The sequence below is a fragment of the Burkholderia cepacia genome (assembly GCF_029962485.1).
In the GTDB taxonomy this organism is placed as follows: Bacteria; Pseudomonadota; Gammaproteobacteria; order Burkholderiales; family Burkholderiaceae; genus Burkholderia.
Genome location: NZ_CP073638.1, coordinates 3,092,771 through 3,110,997 on the forward strand (window position 1 = coordinate 3,092,771; position 18,227 = coordinate 3,110,997).

Here is an 18,227-nt window from a genome sequence, read left to right on the forward strand (position 1 = left end):
CGCGCCGTGCGGCGGCGCGCCGGCTTCAACGCCCCTCATCTCATCGCACTTCGTCCGCTCGCTCGATCATCGGCGGAATCGCTTGTGCGAGCGCGTCGATCACGCAGCGCGTCTTGCGCGGCAGGTAGCGCGTCTTCGGCCAGATCGCGTGAATGTCGCCTTCGCAGACGAAGCAGCGATCGAGCACGACGACCATTTCGCCGCGCTTGACGTAATGGTCGAGCAGCCAGCTCGGCACCCAGGCGATCCCGAACCCCGACGCGCCGGCCGCCGCAATCGCCTGCACGTCGTCGAAACTCAGTTGATGCGGCATGTCGATGCGCACCGTCGAGCCGTCCGGCGCGCGCAAGTCCCACGGCTGAACCACGCCCGAGCGTGAATACGCGATCGTCCGGTGCTGCTTCAGGTCGTCGAGCGTTTTCGGCATCCCGTAGCGCGCGAGATACGACGGCGCGGCGCCGAGGCTGCCGTATTGCGTGCCGAGCCGGCGCACCGCGAGGCTCGTGCTGTCCGCGAGCGTGCCGATCCGTACCGCGAGGTCGATGCCTTCCTCGACGAGATCGACGAAGCGGTCGGTGATCGACACGTCGATCCGCAGGTGCGGGTAATTGCGCGCGAGATCGAGCACGATCGGCGTCACGCAGTGATGCCCGAACGCGAGCGGCACGCTCAGCCGCAGCTTGCCGCGGGCTTCGTTGCGGCCGCAATCGAGATCGGCCTCCGCCGCTTCCAGTTCCGCCAGCGCGCGCACGCAGCGGTCGTAATACGCCTGGCCGTCGTCGGTCAGGCTCTGGCTGCGCGTCGTGCGCTGCAGCAGCCGCGCGCCGAGCCGCTTTTCGAGCCGCGCGATGGCCTTGCCGACCGCCGAGCGCGTCATTTCGAGCCGTTCCGCCGCGAGCGCGAAGCTGCCCGATTCCACTACCTGGACGAAGGTCGTTACGCCGTCGAGTCTGTCGGTCATCACGGGTTGCGTCGATTGAGTCCTGAGATTCCCCAGTTCGCGGAAATGCGTGCGTCAATGGGGATGGAAATTCTCACTATAGTACCGATTCCCGTCCAGCGTGCGATGCCGGCCGCACGCGGCGCATCTCACTCACCTGGAGGCGCGCGGCCTGTCACCGGGCCGCCGCGCAGTACGCATGACGCTATCCGACTCTCGCAGGAATGCGGTCGCACTCGCGGCCGTCTGTCTCACGTCGCTGATGTTCGGCCTCGAAATCTCGAGCGTGCCGGTGATCCTGCCGACGCTCGAATACGTGCTGCATGGCGATTTCAACGGCATGCAGTGGATCATGAACGCGTACACGATCGCGTGCACGACGGTACTGATGGCGGCCGGCACGCTCGCCGACCGGTTCGGCCGCAAGCGCGTGTACGTGATCGGCACCGTGCTGTTCGGCGCGACGTCGCTGCTGTGCGGGCTCGCGCCGAACGTGCCGGTGCTCGTCGCGGGCCGGCTGCTGCAGGGCGCGAGCGGTGGCGCGATGCTGATCTGCCAGATTGCCGTGCTGTCGCACCAGTTCCGCGAGGGCCGCGAGCGCGGTCGCGCGTTCGGAATCTGGGGGATCGTGTTCGGCATCGGGCTCGGCTTCGGGCCGATCGTCGGCGGCGCGATCGTCGCGCTGGCGAGCTGGCCGTGGGTATTCCTCGTCCATGCGCCGCTCGCGGCCGTCGCGCTCGTGCTGATCGGCGGCGCGGTGCAGGAGTCGCGCGATCCGCATGCGGGCACGCTCGACGTCGCGGGCATCGTCACGCTGTCGCTCGCGGTACTCGGCCTCGCGTTCTACATCACGCAAAGCGCGGAACTCGGGCTGGCCAGTGCCGCCGGCCTGGGCGTGCTCGGTGCGACCGTGCTGGCGGTGGCCGGCTTCTTCATCGCGGAGCGCGCCAGCGCGCGGCCGATGTTCGACTTCTCCGTGTTCCGGATCCGCGCGTTCACCGGCGCGATCTTCGGCTCGATGGGGATGAACTTCAGCTTCTGGCCGTTCATGATCTACCTGCCGATCTGGTTCCAGGTCGCGCTCGGCTACGACAGCGTGACGGCCGGCCTCGCGTTGCTCGCGTATACGCTGCCGACGCTGGTCGCGCCGCCGTTCGGCGAACGGCTCGCACTGCGCTACGGGCCGGGCGTCGTGATTCCGGGCGGCCTGTTCACGATCGCGGCCGGTTTCGCGCTGATGCGGCTCGGCAGCGCGGCCGAGCATGCGAGCTGGCTGACGATGCTGCCCGGCTGCGTGATCGCCGGCATCGGGCTCGGGTTGACGAACACGCCCGTCACCAATACCACGACGGGGGCCGTGCCGAGTTCGCGGGCCGGGATGGCGTCGGGGATCGACATGAGTGCGCGGATGATCTCGCTCGCGCTGAACATCGCGGCGATGGGCTTCGTGCTGGTCGCGGGGATCGTCGCGAGCCTGAAGGGCGGGGCGGCGGGCGCGATCGGCGATGCCGCGCTGCGCCGGCTCGCGCAGGAGATCGCGTCGGGCCGCACCGACGGGCTGCACGCGATCGCGCCGGCGCTCGCGCAGGCCGACCCGACCGGTGCGGCGCTGCATGCGGCGCTCGTACACGGCTTCGGCTGGGTGATGGTGTACGGCGCGGCCGGTGTGGCCGTGCTGGCGACCGCGAGCGCGGTGGCGTTCGCACCCGCGCGGCGCGGGGCGGCCGTGTGCGAATGACGCGGCCGGCCCGCCTGCGGGATTCGACTGTCCGTCAGGAGGTCCCGCCGCCGAGCGCGCGGTACAGCGTCATCTGGTTGTTGAGCCGGTTCAGGCGCGTCAGTTCGTCGGCGCTTTGCGCGCTCCTCAGCACCTGCTGCTGGTCGAGCCACGGCTGCACGGCGGTCGCACCGGCCGCGAAGCGCGCGGCGGCCAGCCGCTCGGCACGCTGCGCCTGGGCCAGCGACAGTGCACGCTGTTCGGCTTCGCGTTCGAGCTGCACGCGTGCCGACAGCGCATTCTCGACTTCCGCGAGCGCCGTGTAGAGCCGCTGGCGGAACCCGACCACCGCTTCCTCGTACCGCGACTTCGACACCTTGATCTGCAACTGCATCGTGTTCCACTGGATGAACGGCAGCGCGAGGCCGAGCCCGAGTGTGCCGACCGGATTCGTCAGCACGCGCTCGAGGCTCGTGCTCGTCGTGCCGGCGCTGCCGGTCAGCGTGAAGGTCGGGTAGAAGCTCGTGCGCGTCGTGTCGACCTGCGCGAGTGACTCGCGCAGCCGGAATTCCGCCGCGCGCAAGTCGGGCCGCCGGCCGAGCAGGCTCGCGGGCAGGCCGGCCGCGACCTCCGGCGGCGCCGCGTCGGGCAGCGCCGGCGGTTCGGCCGCAAGCTGCTGCGGCGGCCGGTCGAACAGGATGGCGAGCGCGTGGCGGTTCTCGGTGCGCTGCTGGATCAGCTGCGTCTGCGCGGCGCGTTGCGCGGCGAGGCTTTGTTCGGCTTGCGCGAGGTCGAGCCCCGACACGGCGCCGGCCGTGTGCCGCGACCGAACGACCGCGAGCGTGCGCACCGCATACGCGATGTTCGCGTCGCCGAGCGCGATCTGCCGGTTCAGATAGCCGATCTGCCAGTACAGCGACGCGGTCGTGCCGATCAGCGATAGCCGGGCGGCTTCGAGATCGGCGGCCGTCGCATCGGCTTCCCAGCGCGCGGCGTCGCGCAGCGCGGCCAGCCGGCCCCACAGGTCGATTTCATAGCTGAGCGAACCGTTGATGCCGCTCGACCGGCTCATCTGGTGCGTATCGAGCGTGCGCGACACGGCGCCGTTCGCGCCGGCCGTCACGTTGGGTGTCAGGTTCGTATCGGCGAGCCCGGCTTGCAGTTGCGCGCGATACACGCGGATCGCCGCGATCGCGAGGTCGTTGTTGGCGCGCAGCGCGTCGTCGATCAGTGCGTCGAGTTGCGGATCGCCGAAGCTGCGCCACCAGTCGCGCGTGGTGGCCGGCGCGTCGGCCGCAACCGGCGCGGCCCAGTTCGCGGGCATCGCGACGGCTGGCAGCGGGTCGTGGCGTATGCCCGCGCAGCCGGCGAACAGCGCGGCCGCACAGGCGAATGCGCCGAGGTGGAGAAGCGGTGAGGAATGCGTCATGGCGGGCCTTGCGTCAGTCGCGCGCGAGCGCATCGATCGGATCGAGCCGCGACGCGTTGCGTGCGGGCATGAAGCCGAATATCACACCGGTGAGCGTCGAGCAGACGAACGCCGTCACGATCGCGCCGACGGAGAACACCATCTTCCACTGCGCGAAGAACATCGAGAACAGCGCGCCGAGCCCGAACGACAGCGCGATGCCGATCGTGCCGCCGAGCAGGCAGACAAGTACCGCTTCGACGAGGAACTGTTGCAGGATGTCGGACTGGCGCGCGCCGACCGCCATCCGGATGCCGATCTCGCGCGTGCGCTCGGTGACCGACACCAGCATGATGTTCATCACGCCGATCCCGCCGACGACGAGCGAGATCACGGCGATCAGCGACAGCAGCAGCGTCAGCGACTGGCCGGTCTTCTCGACGGTCTTGACCACGCTGTCCATGTTGTACGTGAAGAAATCCTTGCGGCCGTGGCGCTGGATCATCAGCTTCTCGAGGCTCTTCTCGGCGGCGGCGCTCGGCTGCCCGTCGCGCACGCGCACGGTGATGCTGTCGAGATAGCGCTGGCCGAACAGATGCCCGCTCGCGGTCGTGTACGGCACCCACACGTTCAGGCTTTTCACGCTGCCGAACGCGCTCTTCTTGTCGGCCGTCACGCCGATCACGACGCACGGCACGTTGTCGACGAGGATCACGTCGCCGATCGGGTTGCGCGTCGCGCCGAACAACTTGCGGCGCGTGTTCTGGTCGATCACGGCGACCTGCGCCTGACGGCGCACCGCGTCTTCGTCGAACGCGGCGCCGAACGCGAAGCGCATCCCGCGCGCCTGGAAGAAGCGGTCGCCGACGCCGCTCACGAGCGCGTTGACGTCGACGTTGCGGTAGCGCAGCAGCAGCGTGCGCGACGTTTCGGGCGTCGCGCTGTCGACGTACGGTTGCTCGGCGAGCGCGGCGACGTCGGCCGGTACGAGCGTCTGGATCGTGTCCGCGCGGCTGTCGCCCCAGTCGGTGCCCGGATAGACGTTGATCGTGTTGGTGCCGATGCTGCCGATCTCGTCGAGCATGTAGCGCTTCGCGCCTTCGCCGACCGCGACGATCGACACGACCGACGTGATGCCGATGATGATGCCGAGCATCGTCAGCACCGTGCGCAGCCGGTGCGACACGAGCGCGATCCACGCCATCCGGCATGCCTCGGCGAAGCGGCCCGTGCCGGCCGCGAAGCGCGGGGCGCGCGGGCCGGTATCGGTATCGATATCGGCGCCGGCGGGCGGTGGTTCGTCGCGGCGATCGGTTGCGCACGGCGCGCCGGCTGCCGTAGCGGTGGCTTCGGCCGTATCGATGCCGGCTTCCGCGAGCGCTTCGGCGTACTGGCGGTTCGGCCGGTCGGCGACGATCTCGCCGTCGCTGATCTCGATGATGCGCCGCGCATGGCGCGCGACGGCCTTGTCGTGCGTGACGATCACGATCGTATGGCCGAGCGCGTTCAGCTCGTGCAGGATGCGGATCACGTCCTGTCCGCTTTTCGTGTCGAGCGCGCCGGTCGGTTCGTCGGCGAGGATCACCTGGCCGCCGTTCATCAGCGCGCGCGCGATGCTCACGCGCTGCTGCTGGCCGCCCGACAGCTGCCCGGGGCGATGGTGCGCGCGATCCGCGAGCCCGAGGCGCGCGAGCAGCTCGCGTGCGCGTGCGTGCCGCGCCGAGCGCGTGGTGCCCGCGTAGATCGCCGGCATTTCGAGGTTCGCGACCGCGTCGACGTGCGGCAGCAGGTGATAGCGCTGGAACACGAAGCCGAAGTGTTCGCGGCGCAGCTGCGCGAGCTCGTCGCTGTCGAGCATGTGCGTGTCGCGCCCGCCGACCGTATAGATGCCTTCGCTCGGATGATCGAGGCAGCCGAGGATGTTCATCAGCGTCGACTTGCCGGAGCCCGACGCGCCGACGATCGCGACGATCTCGCCCGCGTCGATCGACAGGTTGACGTTGTTCAGGACGACGACGTCCTTGTCGCCGGCCGGAAAGCGACGCGTGACGGCCGAGAGTTTCAGCAGGGGCTGGCTCATCGTCACACCACGTCCGACAGCGGTGCGTGGTCGTCGGCGGAGGCTTCGCCGATCACGACGCGCTCGCCGTCCTTCAGGCCGGCCAGCACTTCGACGCGCACATTGTTGTTGATGCCGATGCGGATGTTGCGCGTTTCCGTGCTGCCGTCGGCGCGCAGCACGCGCACCGCATAGGCGCCGTCCTTGCGCTTCTCGCCGAGCGCGGCCGCCGGGATGCTGAGCGCGTTGCGTGCGTTGCCGAGCACGATGTTGACCTGCGCGGTCATCGAGATGCGCAGCCGGTGCTCGGGATTCGGCACGTCGAACAATGCGTTGTAGAACACCGCGGCGTTCGGTTTGGCGCTGCCTCCCGCGCCGCCGCCGAGCGTGCTTTGCGCGTCGGCGTAGTTCTGCGGCGCCGGCTCGATCGCGCGCAGCCTGCCGTAGTGACGCGTGTCCGGTTCGCCGAGGATCGTGAAATACGCGGTCTGGCCGGCGCTCACGCGGATCACGTCGGCTTCCGACACCTGCGCCTTCACGGTCATCGTGTCGAGATTCGCGAGCTTCAGGATCACCGGCGCCTGCTGCTGCGCGATCACGGTCTGGCCTTCCTGCGTGACGATCGCGACGACCTCGCCGTCGATCGGCGCGACGATGCGCGTGTAGCCGAGGTTGGCCTGCGCCGTTTCGATCTGGATGCGGGCCGAGCGGATCTGCGCGGCGAGCGACGCGAGGGTCGCGCGCTGCACGTCGAGCGTCGCGCGCGCGGCCTCGAACGACTCGCGCGACGTCGCGTCGTCGGGCAGCATCGCCTGCTGGCGCCGGAACGCGAGTTCGGCCTGCGTCACCTGCGCGGCCGTCGATTGCTGCTGCGCGCGCAGGCTCTCTTCGCTGGCACGCGCCTGGCGCAGCGCGTTTTCGGAGATCACGGGGTCGATTTCGGCGAGCCACTGGCCCTTCGTGACTTTGTCGCCGAGCTTGACCTTCAGCGTCTTCAACTGCCCCGATACCTGCGCGCCGACGTCGACCTGCTTGAAGGCCTGCAGCGCGCCGGTCGCGAGCACCGCGTTCTCGAGATCGCCGCGCGTGACGGGCGCGGACAGGTACTGCGGATGCTTGTCGGGCGCGCAGGCCTTCAGCGTGACGCCGGTGGCGATCGCGACGACGGCAAGGGTAGCCAGCACGATGCGCCGGCGGCGATGGGTCTTCTGGGCCATGAGAACACTGCGAGGATGAAGCGGCGCCGGCGATGCGTGCGGCCGAGCGGGACGATCCGGTCGGCGTCGCATGCCGGGCGTAGTGCCCGCGACAGCATCCGCGTTCGCATCGCGCGGGCGTGCCGAGTCGAATCAGGCGCCCATGGTAAGCGAGGATTTCGCGACAAATCGTGTGGAAATTGTGCTGAATTGTGCGAATGCCGCGCGCGAGCGGGGGCGGGCGGCGTCGTGATGGCGGTTCCGGAAGGCGTCGCGCGCGGGCTCGTCGTTACCGCTGCGCGGCGACGATCGCCATCATCGGACGATCGCGCTCCTCGTCGAGTGCGGGCATCGCGTCGACTTGCTCGGGCGTCGGCCCCCATTCGTCCAGGTGCGTGAGCGTGAAGCCGTTGCCGATCAGCAGGTTCACGAGCGTGCCGAGGGTGCGATGCTGCTTGACGATGCCCGGCGCGAGCCAGTCGGTCACGCGCTCGCCTTCGTGCTGGTACCCGTCGACCGGCCAGGATCGCTTGCCTTGCGCGTCGACGACGAAGCCGGGCCGGCGCGGTGCCGTATAAATCGGATGCTCGATCGAGAACACGAGTTGCCCGCCCGGCACGAGCGCGCGATGGATCGTGCGCAGCAGCGTGTCGAGATGCGCGATGTAGTGGAACGCGAGCGAGCTGTAGGCGAGATCGAACGCGGCGTCCGGCAACGCGAGCGTTTCGAGGTCGGCGCGACGGTATGTGATCGCCGGATGCGCGGCAGTCGATGCCGCGCGTTCGAGCATGCGCTCCGATACGTCGACGCCGAGTACGCTGGCCGCGCCGTGATCGGCCGCCCAGCGGCTGAACCAGCCGTAGCCGCAACCAAGGTCGAGCACGCTGCGGCCGCGCAGGTCGGGCAGCAACGCACGCAGCGCGGGCCACTCGGGCGCACCGTCGAGCCCGAGAACCGAGCGGTTCAGGCGGCTGTAGCCTTCGAAGAAGGCCGGGTCGTCGTAGATGTTCTGCGTCATGCGTCGGGCCTCGTGCGAGCGGGGCGCGCGGTGCCGCGCGCCCGACACCGCGAGCTTACGCGTGCTGCCGATTCGCGTCGATCCTGCGCTGCGTGTCGGCGTCGACGATGGCGCGGATCGCGCTGAACAGCGGCGCGGCGTCGGTATGGCGGCGGCCGTAGTCGAGATTGAACGAGTAGTCGAAATCGGGCGGATTGCTGCCCTGGTTGTGCTGCAGGATTGTTTCGAGTTTGTCGAGCGCCTTCGCCGCGCGCGCTTCCGGCGACGCCGCTGCTTCGTATTCGTCCCACAGCGCGACGATCTCGTCGCGCCGTGCGCGGTCGAGCGATGCGGTCAGCGTCAGCAGGTCGTCGCGTTCGTGCGCGCTCTTGTCGGGGTGCGCGGCCTGCTCGATCGCGGGGATGTCGCCATGCAGCGCCTCGCCGAGATCGTGGACGACGCACAGCTTCAGCAGCTTCAGCGTGTCGACGCCGGGCAGCGCGTCGGCGAACACGAGCGCCATCAGGCATAGCCGCCAGCTGTGCTCGGCCGTGCTTTCGGGGCGGCCGCCCGATGTGTGGCCGCTGCGCAGCACGTCCTTCAGGCGTTCGGCTTCGCGCAGGAAATCGAGCCGCGCGTGGATCGTATCGGGGTTCATGGTCGGCGTCCTTGCGATGAGCCGACCAGCGTACGCCGGCCGCGCGCGGTTCGTCCACGCATGAAATATGCGCGGTGCGCGCTAAAGCGTCTCGACGAGCCGCGCGGCCGAACCGTCCGACAGCGTCATTCGGGTCCACCGGCATAGGCTGCCGCGGATCGGCACGACGCGCGACGCGTTCGCGCCCGTGTCGAACTCGACGCTCGGCGGCCCCGCGCGGTCATGCCAGCCGAGCGGGTCGAGCGCGGCTTCCATGCGGACGATCTCCGGCGTCGCGAAGCGCCACAGCGACGTACCGAGCAGCATCGACAGCGGTTGCGAGAATTCGGCTGTGCGCGCCGGCGAACAGGCGAGCAGGCGGTGCGTGAGATCGCACACGAGATGCATGCGGCCCGCGCTGCCCGCGATCAGCCGCGCGAGCGCGTGATCGCCGGCGGAATCGAGGCGCGCGGCGAGCAACCGCTCGGCCGTCGCGCGTTCGTCGGGCGACATCTGCTGGCGGCCGGCTTCCCAGCGCGAGATCGTCGACTGCGCGACGCCGAACAGTTCGGCCGCATGGCTTTGCTTGACGCGATGCAGCGCGCGCCAGCGCTTGAGCTGCGGGCCGAGCGGCGGCGTGTGTAGCGGTGACGCGGTCATGGCGGCGCTCCGGTTGCGGTCGTGGGTTGCGCGCGCGTGCCGTGGTCTGGCGTCACCGGCGCAACGGCGGCGACGCTTGCACCGTTACATGATCTTGAGGCCGCCGTTTGCCTCGATCGCGATGGCCGCGAACGGCACGAGCACGATGCCGCCCAGCACGAGCACGCCATCGGCTGCCACCGTGATCGGCGTGGCGAGGATCCGCAGGCCCATGCCGACGACGGACGGCGATTCCTTGATGTACACCGAGTACCGCTGGTTGAACGGTTGCGCGGCGCCCTTGTCCTTCTCGGCGAAACCTTCCGTCGAATAGCGCTTGCCTTCGATGTCGCCTTCGAGCACGAGGCCGGCCGGCTCGGCGGTGAATCCGTCGGTGCTTGCGGCCTGGCGGGCGTCGTCCGGCGCGTCCTTCGGCAAGACGATCCGGTAGTGCCCGGTGATGCTGCCGCCGCGCGCATGGAAGTCGGCAAACGTCGTATGCAGCGATTTCCGGTAGCCGGACAACAGTACCGGCCGCAATTGCGCCGGCAGATCGAAGATGTAGTGGTAGTCGGTGCCGAGAACGACCAGCTTCTTGCCGTCCTGGGTGATCATGAAGCTTGTGACGTATTCGCGGTATGCGTCGTCCTTGTACAGCTTCGGCGTGAAGCAGCCCGACAGCGCGAGGCTGCTCGCGGCCATGCCTGCGACCAGCAGGCGCCGGCGCGTGATGAATGTGCTCATTTCTTGTTGTCCCGTCTGTGCGGTTCGGTTTAGTGGCTTTCGCCCTCGGAAGCTGGATTCTCGCGTATCCGCGGCAGGTTGTCGAACGGGAAATCTGCCATGGCAGCGGCCGGCCGGACTGACCCGCGCCCGGACGAAAACGTTTTCGTCCCGCTTTCAACCGGCTCCGCCATATCTTATTATTCGGCCAGAGCGGCGCGTGCCGGCCGCCATCGGTCATGTCGAGGCATGACGCGCCGGCAACGATGACCGCCTTCCGGCCGCCGCGTCGCACGACGCCTGGCCGACATGACCGGGAACGCAAGGCCGTGCGTATCCCGAAAAACGACACGAGGGTGCGATGGTACGACTGGTGTTGCTGTTGCTGGGCATCGAATACTTGCGAACCCGCTGGCGCGGCCTGACCGTGCTCGGCTGGGTGTGGGTGGCAGCAGGCGTCGGCATTTTCGTCGACGCGCTCGACGGCGCGCTGCATTTCCCGATCGAGCTGTTCGCGTGGCTGTTCCTGATCGAGGGGCTCGCGACGCTCGCGGTGGCCGGCAGCGGCGTCGGCGGGCAGCGCATCCTGCGCTACGTGAAGGGCATCGTGGTCGTGGTGGCCGCGGGGCTCGTGTTCGCCGGCCATCACCACGGCCATTTCCTGCTGTCGATGATCTTCGGCACGCTGTTCCTCGTCGACGGGCTGCTGCAGTGCACGTCCGCATGGATGGTGCGCTACCGCCGCTGGAACGTCGCGTTCGCGTGGGGTGTCATCGAGATCCTGCTGGCGGTCTTTTTCTTCCAGCCGTACCCGACGCATTACGTCGGCACCGTGCCGTACTGCCTCGGCCTGCTGCTGATGTTCGGCGGGATGCACATGCTGAGCCTCGCCGCGCGCGTGCGGCGGCTGACGCGCAATCCCGCGTTTGCGACCTCGCCCGCGCTCGTGCCCGATCTCGACGATGCACGTGACCGGCCGCGGTTCGCGCAATCCGAATGGGACGGCCCGCCGGCCGACAGCGAGCCTGCGCTCACCGTGCATGTGTGGACGCCGACCGGCACGTCGAAGGCGGAAGCACAGCGCTATCCGGTGATCGACCGCTATATCGCGGCGGTGGACGTCAACGGCGTGATCTCGACCGGGCATGCGGCGCTGGAGTCGCCCGAAGGTATCTATATCAGCCTGTACCCGGGCGTCGAAATCGATCGTTCTCCGGATGAATTCACGCGCATCCTGCGTGCGACGCGCGAGAACGACGTGCCGGGCCTGTTCCAGCCCGACTACGCGACCGAGTCGAACGCGTGGTGCCCGTCGACCGTGCGCGTGCGCATCCGCAACTACGATCCGGCGAAGCTCGGCGCATTCTGGTCGTCGTACCGGCAGGACGTCACGTACAACCTCACGCACCGCAACTGCTCGAGCACCGTGTCGAATGCGCTCGAAGCCGCGCTCGACGGCGCGGTGTGGCGGCTGAAGGGCACGCGGGCCGGGTGGGGCGCGTTCGTGCGGCTGCTGCTGACGCCCGAGCTGTGGGTGGCCGCGCAGATCCGCAAGCGCGCGGTGACGATGGCGTGGACGCCCGGCCTCACGCTCGACTATGCACGCGCGCTCAGCATGCTCGCCGATCCGCGGCCGTTCGCGTGGTGGAAGGTCGCGCGCTCGGCGGTGAAGGCGATCATGGCGTCGCGCCGCGCGTGGCGCGAGCAGGACAGCGCGGCGCTGTCGCCCGGCGGATCGGAGGCGGCGTCGATGAAGTGATCGCGTGGCGCCGGACGAGGGCCCGGCGTTACAGGGGGCGCCACCGTGCGGCCCGGCGAGTGTGCCCGCCATAACAACCCACAGACGACGACAATGAACGAGACGAGAGCTTTCCGTATCCTGATTCCCGCTGCGCTCGTGCTGGCCAGCACCGGCCTCGCGCAGGCGAGCACGGACGAAGTGCCGCGCATGAGCAACGACGTTTACCGGACGTCGGTATCGTTCTGCTCGAACGTCGCGGCCGCCGAGAAGATCGAGTGCCAGGGCGACATGATCGCCGCGGGCAGCCGGATCGTCGCGGCGATCGGCGGCCTGCCGCCGGCGTCCGCCACGGCGATCGACGAAGGCGCGCGCAACAAGCTGCCGCCGGAGGAGCGCAAGGGGCTCGCGCCCGTCGAGCCGGGCGCGATCGACAAGGACGACGACGTGGCCGGACTCGCCGGCATGGTGCGCCTCTGCGACGTGCACGAATCCGAGCCGGCGTCGCGCGCGCGGCATCACGCGGCGCTGCAGCAGAAGGCGCCCGATGCCGCACCGCGCGTAGAAGCGTTGCTGGCCGATGCGTCGACGGCCGCGCGCCAGCGCGTCAGTATCGGCGTGTGGCAGATTCTCGCGCTCGAAGGCCCCGAAGCGTCTGCCCGCGCATGCACGCAGCTCGGCACCGGGTCGTGAGTGCCCGCTCGCCGCGGATGCGTGTCGCGCATCCGTTGACGTGCGGGCATCGATAGAGCGGTGCCCGGCGCGCGGCGGGACGGTCAGCCGCTCGCCATCGTGGCCGGCCTGACCCGTATCGGCTTGCCGAGTGTCCGGGCGACCCGCAAATTCTTTCGTCCACCTTCATATTCGTGCCACGTTGCGACAGCAACAATCGCGGGCAGACATTCGACAACCGTGCGGCGCATCCCGCGACCGCATGCCTTTTCCGAGGAAACACGCCATGCTCAAGACGCTCGCCCGCGCCGCTGCCGCACTCGCCGTCGCTTCCGTGTCGCTGCACGCCGCCGCGCAGACCAGCTACGACTACCTGTTGCTCGCCGCATCGTGGGAGCCCGGCTTCTGCGCGTCGCACGACACGCCGGAATGCACGAACCTCGCCGGCTCGTATGCGGCGACGAGCCTGTCGCTGCATGGCCTGTGGCCGAACCGCTATGACGGCAACCAGCCGTTCTACTGCGGCGTGCCGCAGAACGACATCGACCTCGACAACGCGCACCAGTGGTGCAGCATGGACGCCTACCCGATCAGCAGCGCGACCCGCAATACGCTGTCGACGTACATGCCGGGCGTCGCGTCGTGCCTCGACAAGCACGAATGGTTCAAGCACGGCACCTGCTCGAATTCGGCGACGCCCGATGCTTACTGGAACCAGGCGTCGGGCATGATCAGCCGACTCGGCAATACGTCGTTCAACGCATTCCTGCAGGCGAACGCGGGCAAGACGGTTACGCGTAACCAGTTGCTGTCTGCATTCGAAGGCGCATTCGGCAGCAATACGCGCAGCGCGGTGTCGCTGAAGTGCACGAAGACGAACGGCGTGAGCTATTTCACCGAAGCCTGGATCGCGGTGAAGACGAACGCGGCCACGCAGTTCCCGAGCACGGCGTCGCTCGTGACGGACGGCAACACGCAGGGCACGTGCCCGACGTCGGGCGTGTACATCGCGAAGTAACGGGGAGGGGGGCGGCGCGTGCGTCATCGCGCACGCCGTCGCCCGTTGCACCTTCGAGCAGCCGGGCCGGTTTCGGTGCGTCGCGCAGCGGCTCGGCTCGTGTGCGCGTACGCGTGCGCTTACGCGAGCAGCCGCAACGCGTCCTCGAGCGACAGCACCGTCGTGCGCGATTCGAAGGCGGTGGAGAACAGGTGCTCGTGAACCACCGGGTCCGGGTCGTAGCAGCAGTCCTTGACCGTATACAGGCGGAAGTCCGCGTCGCTCGCGTGGGCGATCGACGACAGCATCACGCCCGTCGACGCGATGCCGATCATGATCAGCGAATCGACGCCTTGCTCAACCAGCCGCGCTTGCAGATCGGTACCGAAGAATACGCTGGCGCGGTGCGCGACGATCAGCGGCTCGTCGGCCTGCCGGCCGAGCTCCGGCGACGTGCCGTCGTTGATGAAGAGGCCGAGCTGTTTGATCCCCTGGCCGTTCTTGTTGCGCGGGCTGACTTCCGGATAGCCGGGGCTGAACCGGAGGTTCACGAACCAGACGCCGATGCCGCTTGCCCGCGCCGCATCGCAGAGTCGGCGCGTATTGGCGAGCAGCCCGGGCGCGACCGACGGAAAGAGGCCGAGGATGTCGGTCTGGTAGTGCATGACGAGCAGCGCCGTGCTTGACGGCACGATGGCGGGAATCGGCGCGGATGGGTTGTCGCCGGGGTTCGTGCGGGGTGTCGATGCGATATCCGGTGCGTTTTGCCGAGTCATGAGCGAGAGTCTCCGATAGCCCGCGGGGAATTTCAGCGTTCCCGATTTGTACCGGAAAATCGGGGCGGCTGCCGATGCGATTTTCGTAGGGGCATTTTGCTGCGTCGCGCGGCGGTTTTCGTCATGGCGACGCCAGGTTTGCGCACGGCCGCAATATACTGGCGAGCGCGTGATCGACCAACGGTCGGTCGCGGTAGCGCGACGCCGATGTTGATGGTCGGCTGCAACCGTTCGCCGCTGCCGGTTGGCCGGTTTCGCGTGGATCGTGTCTGAAGCGGCGATGCCATTTCATGTCACGTTGCGCCAACACGAGCGACACGTCATGCCAGTTACCGGATTCAATCACTACAATCTGCGGGCGGATCGATCGACACGCGATGTGCTCCGCGATTTCCATGTCGACATCATCGGTTTGCAGGAAGGGTTTCGCCCGCCGTTCAAGCGCTTCGGGTATGGGTTGTATGCGGGTAAGCAGGACGTGCTGCATCTGACTGAAGCGCGGCCGGACGAGTCGCGTCCGCCGAACGTTGCCAATACGTTCGATCACGTCGCGTTTTCCTGCGCGGATGCCAGCGAAATGGCGCGTCACCTGACCGACGCCAACGTGGCATTCACACGCGAGTACGTTCCGCTCACGGGCCGGGTTCGGATTTTCTTCAACGATCCGTGCGGCAACGGCGTCGAGTTGAACTTCGCGCAAGCTGAATGAGCGCGCAGGGCGTTTGCGTTCAAGCGACGCATGCCTCATTGGGTTTGCGTCGGGGCTGATCGTTTCGGAAGACCGAGCGCTTCGCCATGTTCGGCGGCCGCTCGAATTCAGAGTCGACGCGGATGGTTGGACGGCGGCATCGAAATCAATGACATCCGGCGGTCGGGCCGTGCTGCCTCGACAACGCCGGACACAATAGCCAGGCGCCACTTTGGCGCTCGACCTGGAGGAAGGGGAATTCATGGGAGTGGTACATATCGTATTTGGGCCGCAAGGTGCCGGCAAGTCGACTTACGCGCGTACGCTCGCAGCCTCGTCCGGCGCGACGCGTTTCTCGATCGATGAATGGATGGCACAGCTGTACGGGCCGGATCTTCCGGAGCCGCTTCAATTGAGCTGGCTCATGGAGCGAGTGCAGCGCTGCGAGAGTCAAATCTGGCGCACTGCCGAGCAGATCGCGAAAAATGGCGGGAACGTCATTCTCGATCTCGGTTTCATGAAGGCGCGAAATCGTTCGGCGTTTGTCGATCGAGCCAGGGACGCTGGTATTTCGAGTGAATTGCACTTTGTCACCGCACCGCATGACATCCGCCGCGGTCGTGTTTTGGCGAGAAATTCAGAAAAGGGCGAGACGTTTTCGTTCGAGGTTTCGCCTGCCATGTTCGACTTCATGGAAAAGGAATTCGAAGAGCCGACGTCGCTCGAACTTGCATCGGCAATCGTGTTCAATTCTCATATCGCGGCTGCGTGACCGTGTGATCGGGCTGGCGCTTGCTTTTCGGGTACAGGTAGCGGAGCGGCAGGAGCTGGAGCGCTCGGCTCCTGCACTCGAAGGTGGTGCTTGAGTTTTCGAGCGCCCGATTCGCGGAAGGTCGATAGTTCGATTGTTTTGCGGAACGTTTGCGGTGGTGCCCACGATCATCTCCGCTAGTGCACCAGATCACAATGAATCTGCAGGCTTTCCGTTGCGTTGCGGTGAATTTGAAACCCGTGCTGCATCAGCGCGGCCTGGATTTGCGCGAGGGCCGGCGCGCATCGCCGCACGCGGCGCCGCTGCCAGAAAGGCGGCGTGAATACGCCCAGCGGCAACATCCGTACGCGCCGACCGTTCAGACTGAATGAAACGTCGATATGCGTTCCGTCGACATCGTGTCCGTTGCTGCCGAAAATATCGGCCAGTTCGTCGCCTCTGGCGGGATAGAGCAAGCGGAACATGCCGATGCCCAATGCGCGAAACCCGCGACGCGCAAAGCCCAGGCCGGATGCTCGCGGCTCATAGCCGCGTGTCAGGATCAGGCTGATTTCCGCGGGTAACTCGGACCGGATCGCCTGCAGTTTCTCCAGCACGCGGGCCTCCACGCGGATATGTCGTGCGGGCCAGCGCGGCCGGATCTGCACACCCGATTGAACACCACGAGTCAGCGTAAGCAAATTTGAATGCATCGTGAGAATATCCGTGAGCGCGGCTGGCAACACGCAAGTCTTCAATTTTTTAAAATCAGGCTGCTCAGATATTGATTCAAATCGCGAAAATCTTTAACCGACCAGGGGTGGGGCGGTAGTTTGATACCGTTTTCTCGCAAAGTTTTTGGAATCAGGTCGCCATTCGGGCGAAGTATGATTGATGAAACGATGACGCCCGGATAGTCGCTGAGTCGTTTTTTGAAGGCGGGCGTCGTCAGGTCGGGGGTCGGCGGGCTGCTTTTGTTGGCCAATGGCCCTGTTCCTCTGGCATCTGCTCCGTGACACATGGCGCATCTCGCCAGGAAGATCTTTTTCCCGTTGTCACTATCCGCAAAGGTCGGTGACGTTTGGGAACACAATAAAACCCCTAATGCGGCGACGAGGAATATTCTCATCTTTTGGTATTTTTATAAACTTGTGAATGTCTCTTTGAGATCGCCTGCCGAGTGTGCCGATATTCACCTGCCGCCGTCACACCAGATTAAGCACGCCAAACTTCCCCACCTCAAAAAATCGACCTTCCGGTATAAGTCGTCAACCACTCCAACGCCAACGTGCCGGCCAGCGAGTTCCCGTTCGCATCCAGCCCCGGCGCCCACACGCACACGGCCATCTCCCCCGGCAGCACCGCAACGATCCCGCCGCCGACGCCGCTCTTCGCCGGCAGCCCGACGCGATACACGAAATCGCCGGCTGCATCATAAGTGCCGCAGGTCAGCATCAGCGCCGACAGCCGCTTCGCCGAACTCGAATCGACGATCCGCTCGCCCGTCACCGGCGCGACGCCGCCGTTCGCGAGGAACAGCGCGGCGCTGGCAAGTTCGACGCAGTTCATCGTGATCGCGCACTGGCGGCAATACGCGTCGATCACCGTGTCGGGCGGCATCTGCATGTTGCCGAAGCTCGCCATGAAATGCGCCATCGCGCGGTTGCGCTCGGCATGCTGCAACTCCGACTGCGCGACGCGCGAATCGTAGTCGATGTCGTTCGTGCCGATCATCCGCCGGACGAACTCGACGAGCGCCGTTTCGGCCTTCACGAAGCGGCGGCACAGCACATCGGTGACGACCAGCGCGCCCGCGTTGATGAACGGATTGCGCGGTTTGCCGCGTTCGCTCTCGAGCTGGACCAGCGAATTGAACGCGTTGCCGGACGGCTCGCGGCCGACCCGTTCCCACAGGTCATCGCCCAGCAGCTGGAACGCGAGCGTGCATGCGAACAGCTTCGAGATGCTCTGGATCGAGAAACGCTCGTGCGCGTCGCCGACCGTGTAAACGTTCCCGTCGAGCGTCACGACGGCCATCCCGAACTTGTCGGCAGGTACTTTCGCGAGTTCGGGAATGTAGTCGGCAACCCGTCCCTGGCCAATCCAGGGGGCGAGTTCGGTGTGGATGCGTTCGAGGGTCGTCTGGTAATTCATCACGTGAGGCAGGGTAGAGGCGCGGCCCGGATTCCGGCGAGCCCGTATGGAACCGTCCCGGCGCCGATTCGTCAAGCGCGGACGGTATCGCGCCCTTATTTTCAAGACCGTCAAACGGGCAAGCGGCGGTCGCAG

18 protein-coding genes are annotated in these 18,227 nt (G+C 67.0%); 6 read left to right on the plus strand and 12 right to left on the minus strand.

The annotated features are described in order from the left end of the window. Nucleotides 1-40: 40 nt before the first annotated feature. The gene (locus KEC55_RS30365; RefSeq protein ID WP_282508742.1) at nucleotides 41-961 is read right to left on the minus strand and encodes a LysR family transcriptional regulator; all 921 of its coding nucleotides are present in this window, start codon (nucleotides 959-961) and stop codon (nucleotides 41-43) included. Between the two features lie 178 nt (nucleotides 962-1,139). On the opposite strand from KEC55_RS30365, the gene KEC55_RS30370 reads away from it, so the two are divergent. Next, nucleotides 1,140-2,678: an MFS transporter gene (locus KEC55_RS30370; protein WP_282508743.1), complete on the plus strand. Its 1,539-nt coding sequence runs from the start codon at nucleotides 1,140-1,142 to the stop codon at nucleotides 2,676-2,678. Between the two features lie 34 nt (nucleotides 2,679-2,712). Here KEC55_RS30370 and KEC55_RS30375 read toward each other — a convergent pair whose 3' ends face one another. The 7 genes from KEC55_RS30375 to KEC55_RS30405 all read right to left on the minus strand — a co-directional run bounded on the left by KEC55_RS30375 (nucleotide 2,713) and on the right by KEC55_RS30405 (nucleotide 10,337). Next, nucleotides 2,713-4,086: an efflux transporter outer membrane subunit gene (locus tag KEC55_RS30375; RefSeq protein ID WP_282508744.1), complete on the minus strand. Its 1,374-nt coding sequence runs from the start codon at nucleotides 4,084-4,086 to the stop codon at nucleotides 2,713-2,715. A gap of 13 nt (nucleotides 4,087-4,099) precedes the next feature. Beyond that, on the minus strand, nucleotides 4,100-6,145 hold the full coding sequence (locus KEC55_RS30380; RefSeq protein WP_282508745.1) for a MacB family efflux pump subunit: 2,046 nt from the start codon (nucleotides 6,143-6,145) through the stop codon (nucleotides 4,100-4,102). 2 nt (nucleotides 6,146-6,147) lie between these two features. Next, entirely contained in the window at nucleotides 6,148-7,341 is a 1,194-nt protein-coding gene (locus KEC55_RS30385) for an efflux RND transporter periplasmic adaptor subunit (protein ID WP_282508746.1), read from the minus strand. A 268-nt stretch (nucleotides 7,342-7,609) separates the two neighbouring features. Then, nucleotides 7,610-8,338: a class I SAM-dependent methyltransferase gene (locus tag KEC55_RS30390; protein ID WP_282508747.1), complete on the minus strand. Its 729-nt coding sequence runs from the start codon at nucleotides 8,336-8,338 to the stop codon at nucleotides 7,610-7,612. A gap of 55 nt (nucleotides 8,339-8,393) precedes the next feature. Continuing rightward, on the minus strand, nucleotides 8,394-8,975 hold the full coding sequence (locus KEC55_RS30395) for an HD domain-containing protein (RefSeq protein ID WP_282508748.1): 582 nt from the start codon (nucleotides 8,973-8,975) through the stop codon (nucleotides 8,394-8,396). A gap of 81 nt (nucleotides 8,976-9,056) precedes the next feature. Continuing rightward, nucleotides 9,057-9,614: a helix-turn-helix domain-containing protein gene (locus tag KEC55_RS30400; RefSeq protein ID WP_282508749.1), complete on the minus strand. Its 558-nt coding sequence runs from the start codon at nucleotides 9,612-9,614 to the stop codon at nucleotides 9,057-9,059. 84 nt (nucleotides 9,615-9,698) lie between these two features. Continuing rightward, a complete protein-coding gene (locus tag KEC55_RS30405; RefSeq protein WP_282508750.1) occupies nucleotides 9,699-10,337 on the minus strand; it encodes a hypothetical protein in 639 nt (212 codons plus the stop codon). A gap of 340 nt (nucleotides 10,338-10,677) precedes the next feature. Here KEC55_RS30405 and KEC55_RS30410 point away from each other — a divergent pair, with 340 nt between their 5' ends. From KEC55_RS30410 to KEC55_RS30420, 3 genes are all read left to right on the plus strand, one after another. Further along, nucleotides 10,678-12,075, plus strand: a complete 1,398-nt coding sequence (locus KEC55_RS30410; protein WP_282508751.1) for an HdeD family acid-resistance protein — start codon at nucleotides 10,678-10,680, stop codon at nucleotides 12,073-12,075. Nucleotides 12,076-12,168: 93 nt separating this feature from the next. Next, entirely contained in the window at nucleotides 12,169-12,747 is a 579-nt protein-coding gene (locus KEC55_RS30415; protein WP_282508752.1) for a hypothetical protein, read from the plus strand. A gap of 265 nt (nucleotides 12,748-13,012) precedes the next feature. Beyond that, nucleotides 13,013-13,744, plus strand: a complete 732-nt coding sequence (locus tag KEC55_RS30420) for a ribonuclease T2 (protein ID WP_282508753.1) — start codon at nucleotides 13,013-13,015, stop codon at nucleotides 13,742-13,744. Nucleotides 13,745-13,863: 119 nt separating this feature from the next. On the opposite strand, the gene KEC55_RS30425 is transcribed toward KEC55_RS30420, so the two are convergent. Next, entirely contained in the window at nucleotides 13,864-14,499 is a 636-nt protein-coding gene (locus KEC55_RS30425) for an isochorismatase family cysteine hydrolase (protein WP_282508754.1), read from the minus strand. A gap of 322 nt (nucleotides 14,500-14,821) precedes the next feature. Between KEC55_RS30425 and KEC55_RS30430 the strand changes: the two genes are divergently transcribed. Beyond that, complete coding sequence (locus KEC55_RS30430) at nucleotides 14,822-15,208, plus strand: VOC family protein (protein ID WP_282508755.1); 387 nt, start codon at nucleotides 14,822-14,824, stop codon at nucleotides 15,206-15,208. A 211-nt stretch (nucleotides 15,209-15,419) separates the two neighbouring features. Then, nucleotides 15,420-15,959, plus strand: coding sequence for an AAA family ATPase (locus tag KEC55_RS30435; RefSeq protein WP_282508756.1), 540 nt, complete (start codon nucleotides 15,420-15,422; stop codon nucleotides 15,957-15,959). 176 nt (nucleotides 15,960-16,135) lie between these two features. On the opposite strand, the gene KEC55_RS30440 is transcribed toward KEC55_RS30435, so the two are convergent. The 3 genes from KEC55_RS30440 to KEC55_RS30450 form a co-directional block, all read right to left on the minus strand. Further along, nucleotides 16,136-16,555 carry a hypothetical protein gene (locus KEC55_RS30440; RefSeq protein ID WP_282508757.1) on the minus strand — a complete coding sequence of 140 codons (420 nt, stop codon included), beginning with the start codon at nucleotides 16,553-16,555 and terminating at the stop codon, nucleotides 16,136-16,138. A gap of 137 nt (nucleotides 16,556-16,692) precedes the next feature. Further along, the gene (locus tag KEC55_RS30445; RefSeq protein WP_282508758.1) at nucleotides 16,693-17,067 is read right to left on the minus strand and encodes a cytochrome c; all 375 of its coding nucleotides are present in this window, start codon (nucleotides 17,065-17,067) and stop codon (nucleotides 16,693-16,695) included. A gap of 110 nt (nucleotides 17,068-17,177) precedes the next feature. After that, on the minus strand, nucleotides 17,178-18,092 hold the full coding sequence (locus tag KEC55_RS30450) for a glutaminase (RefSeq protein WP_282508759.1): 915 nt from the start codon (nucleotides 18,090-18,092) through the stop codon (nucleotides 17,178-17,180). Between the last annotated feature and the right edge of the window lie 135 nt (nucleotides 18,093-18,227).

What these genes read in the sequence shown, in the direction of transcription:
- KEC55_RS30365 (WP_282508742.1), bottom strand. Translation starts at nt 961, where the DNA reads ATGACCGACAGACTCGACGGCGTAACGACCTTCGTCCAGGTAGTGGAA.
- KEC55_RS30370 (WP_282508743.1), top strand. Translation starts at nt 1,140, where the DNA reads ATGACGCTATCCGACTCTCGCAGGAATGCGGTCGCACTCGCGGCCGTC.
- KEC55_RS30375 (WP_282508744.1), bottom strand. Translation starts at nt 4,086, where the DNA reads ATGACGCATTCCTCACCGCTTCTCCACCTCGGCGCATTCGCCTGTGCG.
- KEC55_RS30380 (WP_282508745.1), bottom strand. Translation starts at nt 6,145, where the DNA reads ATGAGCCAGCCCCTGCTGAAACTCTCGGCCGTCACGCGTCGCTTTCCG.
- KEC55_RS30385 (WP_282508746.1), bottom strand. Translation starts at nt 7,341, where the DNA reads ATGGCCCAGAAGACCCATCGCCGCCGGCGCATCGTGCTGGCTACCCTT.
- KEC55_RS30390 (WP_282508747.1), bottom strand. Translation starts at nt 8,338, where the DNA reads ATGACGCAGAACATCTACGACGACCCGGCCTTCTTCGAAGGCTACAGC.
- KEC55_RS30395 (WP_282508748.1), bottom strand. Translation starts at nt 8,975, where the DNA reads ATGAACCCCGATACGATCCACGCGCGGCTCGATTTCCTGCGCGAAGCC.
- KEC55_RS30400 (WP_282508749.1), bottom strand. Translation starts at nt 9,614, where the DNA reads ATGACCGCGTCACCGCTACACACGCCGCCGCTCGGCCCGCAGCTCAAG.
- KEC55_RS30405 (WP_282508750.1), bottom strand. Translation starts at nt 10,337, where the DNA reads ATGAGCACATTCATCACGCGCCGGCGCCTGCTGGTCGCAGGCATGGCC.
- KEC55_RS30410 (WP_282508751.1), top strand. Translation starts at nt 10,678, where the DNA reads ATGGTACGACTGGTGTTGCTGTTGCTGGGCATCGAATACTTGCGAACC.
- KEC55_RS30415 (WP_282508752.1), top strand. Translation starts at nt 12,169, where the DNA reads ATGAACGAGACGAGAGCTTTCCGTATCCTGATTCCCGCTGCGCTCGTG.
- KEC55_RS30420 (WP_282508753.1), top strand. Translation starts at nt 13,013, where the DNA reads ATGCTCAAGACGCTCGCCCGCGCCGCTGCCGCACTCGCCGTCGCTTCC.
- KEC55_RS30425 (WP_282508754.1), bottom strand. Translation starts at nt 14,499, where the DNA reads ATGACTCGGCAAAACGCACCGGATATCGCATCGACACCCCGCACGAAC.
- KEC55_RS30430 (WP_282508755.1), top strand. Translation starts at nt 14,822, where the DNA reads ATGCCAGTTACCGGATTCAATCACTACAATCTGCGGGCGGATCGATCG.
- KEC55_RS30445 (WP_282508758.1), bottom strand. Translation starts at nt 17,067, where the DNA reads ATGAGAATATTCCTCGTCGCCGCATTAGGGGTTTTATTGTGTTCCCAA.
- KEC55_RS30450 (WP_282508759.1), bottom strand. Translation starts at nt 18,092, where the DNA reads ATGAATTACCAGACGACCCTCGAACGCATCCACACCGAACTCGCCCCC.